12 protein-coding genes are annotated in these 11853 nt (G+C 54.6%); 8 read left to right on the top strand and 4 right to left on the bottom strand.

Annotated elements, in window-relative coordinates; translation table 11 throughout:
• The first annotated feature begins 13 nt into the window (after nt 1-13).
• On the top strand, nt 14-1585 hold the full coding sequence (tnpC, locus tag H2P46_RS20865) for an IS66 family transposase (protein WP_193406724.1): 1572 nt from the start codon (nt 14-16) through the stop codon (nt 1583-1585).
• Nucleotides 1578-5846 carry an AAA family ATPase gene (locus H2P46_RS20860; RefSeq protein WP_193406723.1) on the top strand — a complete coding sequence of 1423 codons (4269 nt, stop codon included), beginning with the start codon at nt 1578-1580 and terminating at the stop codon, nt 5844-5846. Before tnpC ends, H2P46_RS20860 begins: the two co-directional genes overlap by 8 nt.
• Before the next feature lie 9 nt (nt 5847-5855).
• Here H2P46_RS20860 and H2P46_RS20855 read toward each other — a convergent pair whose 3' ends face one another.
• A complete protein-coding gene (locus H2P46_RS20855) occupies nt 5856-6503 on the bottom strand; it encodes a DUF2913 family protein (protein WP_238939057.1) in 648 nt (215 codons plus the stop codon).
• A gap of 128 nt (nt 6504-6631) precedes the next feature.
• Between H2P46_RS20855 and H2P46_RS20850 the strand changes: the two genes are divergently transcribed.
• The 6 genes from H2P46_RS20850 to H2P46_RS20825 all read left to right on the top strand — a co-directional run bounded on the left by H2P46_RS20850 (nt 6632) and on the right by H2P46_RS20825 (nt 10298).
• A complete protein-coding gene (locus tag H2P46_RS20850; protein WP_193406722.1) occupies nt 6632-7195 on the top strand; it encodes a phospholipase D family nuclease in 564 nt (187 codons plus the stop codon).
• A gap of 146 nt (nt 7196-7341) precedes the next feature.
• The gene (locus H2P46_RS20845; protein ID WP_202987546.1) at nt 7342-7593 is read left to right on the top strand and encodes a replication regulatory protein RepA; all 252 of its coding nucleotides are present in this window, start codon (nt 7342-7344) and stop codon (nt 7591-7593) included.
• 222 nt (nt 7594-7815) lie between these two features.
• Complete coding sequence (gene tap / locus H2P46_RS20840; protein ID WP_338103670.1) at nt 7816-7896, top strand: RepA leader peptide Tap; 81 nt, start codon at nt 7816-7818, stop codon at nt 7894-7896.
• Nucleotides 7889-8752 carry an incFII family plasmid replication initiator RepA gene (repA, locus tag H2P46_RS20835; protein ID WP_193406721.1) on the top strand — a complete coding sequence of 288 codons (864 nt, stop codon included), beginning with the start codon at nt 7889-7891 and terminating at the stop codon, nt 8750-8752. The genes tap and repA overlap by 8 nt, the downstream gene beginning before the upstream one ends.
• Nucleotides 8753-9772: 1020 nt before the next feature.
• Complete coding sequence (locus H2P46_RS20830) at nt 9773-10015, top strand: type II toxin-antitoxin system ParD family antitoxin (RefSeq protein WP_000124732.1); 243 nt, start codon at nt 9773-9775, stop codon at nt 10013-10015.
• The gene (locus tag H2P46_RS20825; RefSeq protein WP_193406720.1) at nt 10008-10298 is read left to right on the top strand and encodes a type II toxin-antitoxin system RelE/ParE family toxin; all 291 of its coding nucleotides are present in this window, start codon (nt 10008-10010) and stop codon (nt 10296-10298) included. Before H2P46_RS20830 ends, H2P46_RS20825 begins: the two co-directional genes overlap by 8 nt.
• A gap of 124 nt (nt 10299-10422) precedes the next feature.
• Here the strand turns inward: H2P46_RS20825 and H2P46_RS20820 are convergent, their stop codons facing one another.
• The 3 genes from H2P46_RS20820 to H2P46_RS20810 all read right to left on the bottom strand — a co-directional run bounded on the left by H2P46_RS20820 (nt 10423) and on the right by H2P46_RS20810 (nt 11826).
• On the bottom strand, nt 10423-10650 hold the full coding sequence (locus tag H2P46_RS20820) for a plasmid partition protein ParG (RefSeq protein ID WP_191919640.1): 228 nt from the start codon (nt 10648-10650) through the stop codon (nt 10423-10425).
• 39 nt (nt 10651-10689) lie between these two features.
• Nucleotides 10690-11310, bottom strand: a complete 621-nt coding sequence (parA, locus tag H2P46_RS20815) for a ParA family partition ATPase (RefSeq protein WP_008815938.1) — start codon at nt 11308-11310, stop codon at nt 10690-10692.
• Between the two features lie 156 nt (nt 11311-11466).
• A complete protein-coding gene (locus H2P46_RS20810) occupies nt 11467-11826 on the bottom strand; it encodes a hypothetical protein (protein WP_193406719.1) in 360 nt (119 codons plus the stop codon).
• Between the last annotated feature and the right edge of the window lie 27 nt (nt 11827-11853).

Raw genomic sequence — 11853 nt, 5'->3', positions numbered from 1 at the left:
GTAAAATGGGGTTATGGACGCATCCCTTCCCGATGAAAACGCCCGGCTCAGGGCGCTGCTGCTGGAGCAGCAGACCACCATCCGCAAAATGGCGGAGTATAACCGCCTGCTCTCACAGCGGGTGGCGGCGTACGCCAGCGAAATCAACCGGCTGAAGGCGCTGATCACTAAGCTTCAGCGCATGCAGTTCGGCAAAAGCTCCGAAAAGCTGCGTGAGAAAACGCAGCGCCAGGTGCGCGAGGCTGAAGAGCGCATCGGCGCCCTGCAGGAGGAGATGGCTGAGGCGCTGGGTGAGCAGCATGACCCGGTGGTTCCGCAACCGCTGCGCCAGTCTTCTGCCCGTAAACCATTACCGGCCACACTCCCCCGCGAAACCCGCACGCTGTCGCCGGCAGAAACCGCCTGCCCGTCGTGCGGCGGAGAGCTCAGCGCGCTGGGCTGCGACGTATCGGAGCAGCTGGAGCTCATCAGCAGCGCCTTTAAGGTTATCGAAACGCAGCGGCCAAAACTGGCCTGCTGTGGATGTGACCACATCGTTCAGGCGACCATGCCGGCAAAACCCATAGAGCGCAGCTACGCGGGTCCCGGGCTGCTGGCGCGCATCGTCACGGCAAAGTTCGCAGAGCACACGCCTCACTATCGTCAGTCAGAGATATACCGGCGTCAGTGCGTGGAGCTGAGTCGTGCCACACTGGGGCGCTGGTCCGGTGCGGTCAGCGAACTGCTGGAGCCGCTGTATGACCTGCTGCGCCAGTACGTGCTGATTCCGGGCAAGGTGCATACCGACGATATCCCTGTGCCGGTTCAGGAGCCGGGCAGCGGTAAAACCCGCACGGCCCGGCTGTGGGTCTACGTGCGGGACGACCGTAACGCGGGCTCACCGCTTCCCCCGGCGGTGTGGTTCGCGTACTCGCCGGACCGTAAGGGGATACATCCGCAGCAACACCTTGCCGGATACAGCGGTATCCTGCAGGCCGATGCTTACGGCGGCTACAACGCACTGTACGAAGACGGCCGTATCGCCCAAGCGGCCTGCATGGCGCACGCCCGGCGAAAAATCCATGACGTTCACGTCCGCACACCGACCGACGTCACAACCGAAGCGCTGAAGCGCATCGGTAAACTGTATGCCATCGAGGCGGAGATACGCGGCAGCCCGGCAGAGGAGCGGCTGGCGGTCCGGAAAGAGCAGACGGTCCCGCTGATGCAGTCGCTGTACGACTGGGTACAGGCACAGATGAAGGTGCTGTCGCGCCACTCGGATACGGCGAAGGCGTTCTCGTACCTGCTGAAGCAGTGGGATGCGCTGAACCTGTACTGCAGCAACGGCTGGGCCGAGATAGACAATAACATCGCAGAGAACGCGCTGCGTGGCGTTGCCCTGGGGCGGAAAAACTGGCTGTTCGCGGGTTCAGACGCGGGCGGGGAACGTGCTGCGGTACTGTACTCGCTGATCGGCACCTGCCGGCTTAACGGCGTGGAACCGGAGGCGTGGCTGCGTTACGTCATCGGTCATATCCAGGACTGGCCGGTGAACCGGGTCCGTGATCTGCTGCCCTGGAAGGTCGATCTCACTTTTGTCTGAGCGTCAATACGGTCTGGATGAGACGCTTACGGCGTTGTCGTCTCTCAGTGATAAAAAAGCGCAGTTTGCCTACAGCGAAGTGCTGACCGCCGTTGTGTCACTTCTGCCAGCGGAAAAGGATATGGTGCAGCGGGCCAGAACGGGTATCGATACCGCCATTGAACAGGGCCGTCTTATTGCCCTCGATAAGGATAAGGGTATTTTCACGTCTGATATCCATGTGCTTGATGAACTGACGGTTCGCCAGTTTGCGCGGGAGCATATGGATTCCGGTCGCGCGATTGTCTCCGGTGATGCCCTGCTGAACGGGACGCTTGCCGCCGCTGCCGGGGTGTATGCTGAACTGGCTGAAACCCGCGATCCACTTGCGATTGTCTATGGCCGTGGGGGCGCAGCGGTACAGCGCGAACGAACAGAACGGCTTGCCGGACTGGCGGTATCACAGGGACGACAGGTTATGGTGCTGGCCGCCGACCGGAAAAGTGAAGCCTTTCTGGGAGAGAGTGAAACCCTGTCCGGGCTGATTGCCGGGCGTGGCGCACTGAAAGCAGACCTGCCGCTGACCGCCCATACCACCATCATTGTTGCAGAGGCCGAAACGCTGGGGCTGAAGGACAGCGTATTCCTGATGGAAAAAGCGCGGGAAAGCGGTGCGCAGATCCTGCTGATGGACAGCGGTAAACGGCAGGGGACAGGCAGCGTCCTTTCGGTTCTTCAGGAGGAAGGTGCCGCCCACTATCGTTTCAATGACGCGCCGGTGCCTGTGGCACAGCTTACGTCTGAAGCGGATAAAAAAGTCCGCTACAGCCATCTTGCCGCAGAGTATGCCCGCGATATTACAGCCGGGCATAGCGTCGTTGCGCAGGTTGCCGGTGAGCGTGAGCAACAGGTACTGACGGGGTACATTCGTGATGCACTACGTGAGCAGGGGCGTATCACCGGCGATGATATCCGGATTGAAACATTGTCTCCGGTCTGGCTCGACAGTAAGAACCGCAAAAGCCGTGATACCTACCGCGAAGGCATGGTAATGGAGCGCTGGAATGCCGATGAAAAGAACATGGAGCGCTGGCGTATTGATCGTGTTGGCGCTGAAACCAGTGTTCTTCGTCTTGTGAATGAGGCCGGGGAGCAGCAGCACCAAAAAATCAGCCAGATTGACGCCTCCTGGAGCCTTTTCAAACCCCGGACGCTGGAGGTGGCCCCCGGCGATCGGCTGCGGGTTACGGGACGGGAAGCGAAAGGCAGGCTGAAGGCGCAGGATGTGGTCAGCGTTGTCAGCGCCGGTGGTGGCGTTGTTGCGCTGGAGAAAAACGGAAAGATTATCCGGGCAGATATCTCCCGGCCCCTGAAGGTTGAACATAACTATGTTGAATCCCTGGGTAAATCGATAGCGCCTGAAGGAAAAGTGCTGGCCGCGCTCAGCGGGCGTGAGATGCGCGATGATGTGCTTAATACCCTGACCCGCAGCGGCAGTGATATCCGGATATTTACCGCAATGGATGTTGAACGGGGCGAGGCAAAACTTGCCCGCAGCCCTGCTGTGCGGGTGATAAGCGCCCAGGTGGAAGCGGCCACCGGCGCAAAAGGGGTTGATACCGCCCTCGATGCCGCAAGAGAACTGCCACGAACCCCGGCGGCTCAGGCCGTGTATCTGGCCCTCAGTCAGGTGCAGCATGAGAAAACAGCGTTCCTGGCCCCGGAACTGCTCAGTGCCGCGCTCAGTATTAATTCAGCGGTCAGCATTCCGGCTATCCAGTCTGAGATTAACCGGCAGGTAAAGGACGGTGAGCTTATCCGGCTGGAAGCCGGGCTGATGCTGCCAAAGTCCACCTTTGAAACGGAAAAGGCCATTCTGCGCCATATCGCGGAAGGGAAAGGCAGCGTCACGCCGCTGATGGCGTCGGTGCCTGAACAGTATCTTACGGGGCTGACGGCAGGGCAGCAGGCCGCCACGCGCATGGTGCTGGAAAGCGCTGACCGCTTTACGGCGGTGCAGGGCTACGCCGGTGTGGGTAAAACCACGCAGTTTAAAGCCATGCTGGCGGCAATGGCGACGTTGCCGGACGACCAGCGACCGGAGGTGGTGGGGCTGGCTCCGACTCACCGGGCCGTTGAGGAAATGAAAAGCGTGGGCGTCCGGGCGCAGACGCTGGAATCCTTTATCTGGGAAGACGGACAGGCCCGGATGAACGGTGAGAAACCGGATTACAGCAATACCCTGTTCCTGATTGATGAGGCGTCAATGATTGGCAACCGGGCGATGAGTGAGGCTTATCAGGCCATCGCCACCGGCAGCGGTCGGGCCATTACCAGCGGGGATGATGCTCAGTTGCGGGCCATCGAGCCGGGACAGCCGTTCCGGCTGATGCAGCAGCGCAGCGCCGTTGATACCGCCATTATGAAGGAGATTGTGCGCCAGACGCCGGAACTTCGGGAAGTGGTGTATGCCATGATTGAAGGGCAACATGCGCTTGCGCTGGAAAAGGCCGAAAATGTCACACCGGATGTGGTGCCGCGGGAAGCCGGTGCATTCGTTCCTGCATCATCCGTTGAGCAGGTCAGTCCGGATAAAGAACAGATCCAGGCGTTACGTGATGCAGGAGCGCCCGCCAGCGTGACGGAGGCAATAGCGGCTGACTTTGCGGGACGAACAGCCGAAGCCCGCGACAATACACTGACGGTGGCGCATCTCAATACGGACAGGCAGGAAATAAACCGCCTGATACATGACAATCTGTACAGGGCTGGCATTACGATAAACGAACAGGAGATAACCGTCCTTGACCCGGTTCGCGTCCGGCACAATGAGCTTCGGAGCCTGACGGGATGGGCCGCTCTGACGGGAAAAGTTGCCCTGATTAACCGGGAATACTGGACGGTCGGCAGCACTGACCGGCAGAGCGGGCTGGTGACGCTTATCAGCCATGACGGACGGGAAAAAATCCTGTCACCGTTCGAGAACAGCACCGAGGATGCACAGATTTATCAGCCGAGGATTATCAGCGTCAGTGAGGGCGACAGAATGCGTTTTACCCGTTCTGATGCCGAGCGCGGTTATACCGGAAACAGCTTCTGGAACGTGGAACAGATCGACGGACAAAGCATGACCCTTCGCAGCCAGGATGGTCAGCTTACCCGTCGTCTTGACCTGAATGACCCGGCAGACAGGCATACCGACCTGGGGTATGCCGTCACGGCATACGGTGCTCAGGGGGCCAGTTCCCGGTTTGTCATTACGCTTGAAGGGACTGAAGGAGGGCGAAAGCGAATGGCAACAAAGGAAAGTGGTTACGTTACGTTGTCCCGAACAAAAGAGCATGTGCAGGTTTACACCGATGACAGAGCCGGATGGCTGGCTGAACTCAGTAAAAACAAGGGTGATCGTACCGCCCATGATTATCTGATGGCGGGTGAGGATCGGGCGGGCAGGACGGCAGAGGGGATTCTGTCCTGGGCCTCCCCTCTTGCCGATGTTGCCGCTGGCCGGGCGTTGCTGAAAACCTACGGGCTGGCTGAAGGCGAATCACAGGGCCTGTTTGTGCCGGGCGTCAGGCGGCATCCGGAGCCGGGGCTGGCGTTCGCGCTGTGGGACAGTAACGGCAACCGCTCAGGCGTGGTGATTCTGACGATAAATGCCGATGAGCGTAACGGCGTGTCCTTACCCGGTGATTTTCGGGTCATTGGCAGCAATGATGCAAGGTTTGCGGGGATACAGCAGAGCCGGAACGGGGAAAACCGCATCGCGGAGAGCCTGCCTGAAGGGTTGCAGCTTGCGCAACAGTATCCCGACAGCGGCGTGATCGTCAGGATGGAGGGCGAGGGTTTACCGCTCAATATCAGCCGTATCACCGGCGCTGATCAGGTAGTCGATGACAGCCTGACCGCGCAACTGGCCCGCAACGTGGCCGGGAAAACGGAAGACCCCCTTCCCTTCATTCCTGAGCCGAAGGAGAACGCTGAACAGGAGGCGGAACGACTTGCCCGTGAAGCCCTGGAAAAACAGGGTAAAGGTGAGAAGGATATTCGTCCGGAAGATGTACTCGCCGCCATCAGCGAGCCGGAGGATGATATCCATACCGGGCTGCTGGCCGGTAAGCTGAAAGAGGAGGAATATCCGCTTACCGGGCGGGATATTGCGGCGGCGCTGGGCGAGAAATCGCCGGAGAAAGCGCCGGAAGCAGAGAGTCAGCCCGATCAGTCGCTTCATCTGAAGCAGATCGAGCGGGACATCGTGAAAGAAAAATCTTTCGAGGACTGACGCCTGTTGCTATGCCTTTTCCGGCAGCAGCCGGATAACGGAAAAGTCTTCCTCATCAGGCCGCTGTTCGCTTTTTAAATGGCATTGCTCAAGTAACGGAAATACGCCTGAAATATCACCGGTGAAGCGGATCTCCAGTGGTTTAATCAGTTCGCCACTATCACTGAATGCAGGATGGAGTTCTGCTTTCGGGGTATACACCGCGCTGGCCGTTGCTGATTCCCTGTGATAATTACGCCATTCCTGCTGTGACAGCAGAAAGTCCAGCCAGCCCATTGTTTTCAGCGTTTCAATAAAATACGTGAAGCGGAATAACATGCTTTGTTTCGCCAGTTCGCCCGTGCTGGAACGCCAGATGTACTCCACCTTGCGGTGCAGCCTGGCACCAGAACCGTAGCGTTTCCCCTGGTCAAGAAGCCAGAGAATGTCCTGTGCGACCGAGCGGGGGAACAGCTTGCGTTTCTGGGCTGTTGTCAGCCACTGCATGATGAGCATGTGTATCTGCAAATCTGTGCGAATTTTGCCCTGCTTCTGCGACAGCTTTACTGCAACCAGCAGGCACCATGCCAGATGCGCCAGTTCTTCGGTCGGGCGTTTCTGATAAAAGACAGTCAACCAGTACCACTCCATTTTTTTCGTCGCGCGGAAGAATAGCATATTGCCCCCCCCCCCATCAGGGAGCAGGGCTACCGCCTTCGCTACGCTCCGTTGGTCAACCCCGGAAACGGGTAAAAGCAAGTTTTACCCGTTTTCGAGGTTCCTGTTAAAAATCCAAAGGAATCAAGATGATGTTATTTTCTTACGGAAAACTGGTCAGGGCCAGCTTTCTTTGTCTTCCCCTGCTCTCTTCTCTGTCTTTCCCCGCCGACGCGGAGATATCGACGGCTCCGGATATTCAGGTGGGTTTTTCTCCTGAAGGAACTGGTCGCCTTCTGGTGCTGAACACCATCGGTTCCGCACAGCAGAGTATCCGGATGATGGCCTATTCCTTCACCGATCCGGACGTGATGAAAGCGCTTATTGCCGCGCATCAGCGGGGCGTGGATATAAAAATCGTTATCGACGAGAAAGGCAACCGCAACAGGGCCAGCATGGCGGCAATGAATCTGATTGTGAATGCCGGTATTCCGCTGAGGACAAACGACCGTTTCCCTATCCAGCATGATAAGATTTTAATTGTTGATAATCATACAGTTGAGTCGGGAAGCTATAACTTCAGCAGAGCGGGAGCGAGTAAAAATTCGGAGAACGTGGTGGTGATGCGCTTTATGCCCGCCATCGCCAGCCAGTATCTGTCTCACTGGCAGTCCCGCTGGGAAATGGGGACAGACTGGCAATCGACCTACTGATAACGGCGTACAAGTAGCCTCTCACTGACAGGGGTGATCCGTGCGCCAACGCAGATCACCTTTTCGATAAAAGTTAAGTCGCTGATTTACCGCTTCTGTAGTATTCTCTGCGAGATGATCCTTTTTAGATCCTTGAGGAGGCAGATATGTCGCAAGTAGCAAATGCAGCAACTTCCTCATCGAAACGCCCTTACAGAAAGGGGAATCCACTTAGTGATGCTGATAAACAGCGTGCTTCGGTGGCGAGAAAGAGAGCTACTCACAAAGAAGTTAAAGTTTTTCTGGAACCCCAGCTTAAAGAATTGCTAATGACTATGTGCCAGGAAGACGGTTTAACCCAGGCTGAAATTTTGGCCCGTTTAATTGAGCGTGAAGCTCAGGCCAGAAACATAATCTGATGGGCTTACTTTCTTGATCCTTTATTCTGTGAGTGCTAGATTGCTGTGCGAGTAAAGAATTTTTGGTGGGCCACGCCATAAGGTGGCAGGGAATGGTTCGGATATGAATGCTCCGGAACCACAAAAAACAAAACCCCGATAATCTCCTCAACTTTGGCGAGCGGAGAGATTAATCGGGGCCAACTAAAACCGTACAGAACTGCTGCTCTGTACGGGGAGTATATGCACATGCTTAGAAAACCGCAATACCTTCTATGCGCTTTACTCCTTCTGTGCAACATAAGCGCAGGAAGGTGTGACTGACGCTCAGGCCCTGTTCTCTCATTATCGGCAGGTCAAGAACCCAAATCCGGAATTCACCCCGCGTGAGGGCAAAAAGACCCTGCCGTTCTGCCGTAAGCTGATGGCGAAAGCGGAAGGCTTCACGTCCCGTTTTGATTTCTCCATGCACGTTGCGTTTGCGCGTTCGCTGGGTGTGCGTCACCGTATGCCGCCGTTGTTGCGCCGCCGCGCCATCGATGCGCTGCTACAGGGGCTGTGCTTCCACTATGACCCGCTGGCTAACCGCGTCCAGCGCTCCATCACCAATCTGGCCATCGAGTGCGGGCTGGCCACGGAATCGAAAAGCGGCAATCTGTCCATCACCCGCGCCACGCGGGCGCTGAAGTTTATGGCGGAGCTGGGGCTGATTACCTACCAGACCGAGTATGACCCGCAGATTGGGTGCAACATCCCGACCGATATCACCTTCACGCCAGCCCTGTTCTCCGCGCTGGGTGTTTCTGACGTGGCCGTTGTGGCCGCGAGGCGCAGTCGCGTGGAGTGGGAAAACCAGCAGCGTGAAAAACAACGTCTCCCCCGGCTGGATATGGACGAACTGATAGCCAAAGCCTGGCGGTTCGTGCGTGAGCGCTTCCGGAGTTACCAGTCCGAACGCAAATCGCACGGGCTGAAGCGCGCCCGCGCCCGCCGTGACGCTGACCGTAACCGCCGCGATATTGAAACTATCGTGAAGCAGCAACTGACGCGTGAAATTGCCGAGGGCCGCTTTACCGGCAACCTGGACGCCGTGCGTCGGGAACAGGCAAGGCGTGTAAAAGAGCGTATGCTGATGTCCCGTGGTAACAACTATACGCGGCTGGCAACGGCCACCACCTGACCCCCTCCCGTTTCATTAATCCGGCTGACCCCGGAGGGTTCTGCACGTCTGTTACTCACCGTTGCTTATTATCTGAGCGAACGGACATGGCGGCCATCCATGCTTCCCTCTCTTTTCCTGCAAAACCGTGCTGAAATTTTGTCGCCGGTGCCATCTTTGCCCGATGAATTCAGTTATCCACACATAACTGCAAGGGACTTTTCCATAAGGTTACAGCCGTTATGGTTACAGAGCGCCAGCCGTACTGATTTCAAAGTGCGTGGTTCCCTTTAAAAACCTGCTCAATACTTCTTTTAAATATCTTTTAAAAAAACATATAAACAAAACGACCTATTCATCGCCTGCCCTGTGGACAGACTCAGATAATGCCCGCCCTTGCAGCGGACTCACGTCCGCGCCGGTTCGATAAAAGCAAAGTTACCTCCCGTCGCTACGCGACAGGCACTGTAAGGCAACTGAATTTAGTTACAACATTCAGGATACGCTTCCGCAAAACCAGAATGTGCACATCTGTGACCTCATCACCGCGCCCACCACTGAAAAGCGGCCCCGCCCCGACCAAAGGCCGGAACAGCATCGCTTTTAATGATGGATGTTGTAACTAGAGCTAAGTCGCTTTGAGAAGTATCGCTGGAAGGTCTGGATTAACACGCCCGTAAGCGGCCCTCACGGCCCGCTAACGCGGAGATATGCCCCGACTGCGGCTACGCCTTGTCGTGACCACACCGACAGCGCACAAAAGCTTCTGTATCGCTTTCAGCGGGTTTATGTCTGGCAGGGTGAAGGGATGGATTGGCAGAAACTATCAGAACTGTAACCGGCTGCGCCGGGTCACGGTGCCATTCACCAGTAAAACTATATTCAGCATCGGCTGGCACCTCTATGCCGCTTTGCGGCATTCAAATAACTGACTGCGCACTGCTCGCCAGTTTTCATTAGGGACTCCTGCGTGCAGCCCTTTCGTTGACACTAGGAGTAAGTATTCTTATCATTGTGTTGATAGTTAACACAGGGGGCGTTATGGCCAGAACAACAAGCGTTACGATTGGCGAACAACTCGATTCGTTTATTAGTCGATTAATAGACAGTGGCCGTTACGGCTCTGCGAGTGAAGTTATGCGCTCTGCGCTGCGATTGCTGGAGCAACAGGAAACAAACGATGAAGTTATTCGCCAGGCTGTTATTGCTGGGCTGGAAAGCGGTGAAAGCTCACTATCACTGCGGGATATTGCAGCACAAAGAAAACTGAGACATCGTGTATAAACTCACCGAACGGGCGGCAGAAGACTTCGCAGGGATTTATGATTATACGCTCTTGAAATTTGGTGAAACTCAGGCAGACCATTATACAGATGTACTTGAGGCATTTTTCGAGACACTGGCCGGAATGCCAGATATGGGACGTGACTACCATGCCGTTCCTGGTGTGATGCGCATTGAATTTCAGCGACATGCCATTTTTTATACGGTTCGTGATACAGATATTCTGATTGCGCGTATTTTGCACCAACAGATGAACCATAAACGCCATTTACTGGAAATCTAAACACGCTGCCGCGCTTTGCTTGGCCTACACCGATCTGCCACATAAAAAATTTATGCACCAGATCGGTGTTCTCGGGAAGGATGGGTGTGTATTTGAGTTAATGTGTTTTTACTCATTTGAGTTTTTAGCTGTCATTTTCTTTCAGCCAATTATCGACCAAGTCCTTTATCACATCAGTAATAGATGTGCCTTTTTTTGCACACGCAGCTTTGAAGCGGATATGTATTTCTTCATCAAAGTTAACGTTGACTCTCTTTTGCTTTCCCGTGGGTGTGCTATTGACGACTTTTTCAAGATCCCGATGCTCACCGAAACTCATTGTTTTTGATGTATGTTGTTTAGTTAGTGCCATACATAACCTCTTAATATGCTGAAATGAGTATATGAGTTTTTACTCAAATGATTCAAGTATTTCTCGCGTCAGAATGGCTATCTCGCCCTTTGCTGCTCCATCGTTGGTATCGAAAACGCTCTCACCCTCCATGACGGATTTAACGTAACTTTGGCGTTGTGTGATCGCAGTTTTAAACGGCTTAATACCCGTCTGAGCAATGCTATCTTTCAGGACATTAAGCATGGTGGCTTGTTCGATTTTCCGTGTTATGAGGAATCGAGCTTCTACCGGACGATTATAAGCCTGGGCTTCCAGCACGGTGACTACGGAACCGGCAGCGGAAAAATCCAGAGGGCTGGGTGTTACCGGGATGATAATCAGGTCGCTGACCATCACCGCTGCGGAAGTAATAACTGACAGAGAACCGGCTCCATCAATAATCACAAAGTCATATTCAGCCAGATCTTTTCTTACCTGGTAAACGTCTTTCTCTGATGCTGCGGTGTAAACATCAAATGCTGCTTTCTCTGCTTTATTCCAGTTAGTCAGGCTCATCTGTGGGTCTGTATCTACAACTGCAATTTTTTTTCCTGAACTGGCAAGGCAGCTACTGACGTTGATCGCCGCAGTCGTTTTACCAGACCCCCCTTTGGGGTTGAGGAACGCGATAATTTTCATGTTCAAACCTCATTTGTGTGTTTACTCATTTGAGTTTAATTATACGCAAAAGAACAAATGAGTAAATGTGTTTATTGTGTGTAAATGAGTATTTGAGTGTTTTCTTTGAATGTTAGAACTGCTGGGAATTTTGGTTTAAGCTTTTCTCTCAGAAAATTATTGCCAACCTCCATCGTATTCATTCCAGCTCTGATTCGTCGCATCATTGGTTAGCGTCATATCATCGACCACGCAGTTACGTATCTCAGCGGTGCGGTATATCTCGTCGAAAAGTTCGTCAATCTGCTCTTTCAAATCGGCATCATCGCTATACGTAAAAATCAGGCTGTACTCATTGTTGTCCAACACCTTTCCTTCATAGTCGCACTCAACCAGCCAGGCAATATCTTCTCTGATCTTTTTCTTCCCTCGGGTAAATTTGCTGCCGTTCTGCACCGGCACCCACAGTGTGGTTGTCACGGAGAGTGTCGCTACCGATGTAAAACTGGCCCACCTGCCGATGTAAATCTGACCCACCTAGGGTAAAAATGGCAGTTTTAAGGC

The sequence above is a fragment of the Mixta mediterraneensis genome, assembly GCF_014946725.1.
GTDB classification, from domain to species: Bacteria; Pseudomonadota; Gammaproteobacteria; order Enterobacterales; family Enterobacteriaceae; genus Pantoea; species Pantoea mediterraneensis.
This window is presented reverse-complemented; position numbering and strand designations above follow the sequence as displayed.

Excerpts from the sequence above, each read along its gene's own strand:
- tnpC (WP_193406724.1), top strand. The coding sequence starts at position 14 with ATGGACGCATCCCTTCCCGATGAAAACGCCCGGCTCAGGGCGCTGCTG.
- H2P46_RS20855 (WP_238939057.1), bottom strand. The coding sequence starts at position 6,503 with ATGCTATTCTTCCGCGCGACGAAAAAAATGGAGTGGTACTGGTTGACT.
- H2P46_RS20850 (WP_193406722.1), top strand. The coding sequence starts at position 6,632 with ATGATGTTATTTTCTTACGGAAAACTGGTCAGGGCCAGCTTTCTTTGT.
- H2P46_RS20845 (WP_202987546.1), top strand. The coding sequence starts at position 7,342 with ATGTCGCAAGTAGCAAATGCAGCAACTTCCTCATCGAAACGCCCTTAC.
- tap (WP_338103670.1), top strand. The coding sequence starts at position 7,816 with ATGCACATGCTTAGAAAACCGCAATACCTTCTATGCGCTTTACTCCTT.
- H2P46_RS20830 (WP_000124732.1), top strand. The coding sequence starts at position 9,773 with ATGGCCAGAACAACAAGCGTTACGATTGGCGAACAACTCGATTCGTTT.
- H2P46_RS20820 (WP_191919640.1), bottom strand. The coding sequence starts at position 10,650 with ATGGCACTAACTAAACAACATACATCAAAAACAATGAGTTTCGGTGAG.
- parA (WP_008815938.1), bottom strand. The coding sequence starts at position 11,310 with ATGAAAATTATCGCGTTCCTCAACCCCAAAGGGGGGTCTGGTAAAACG.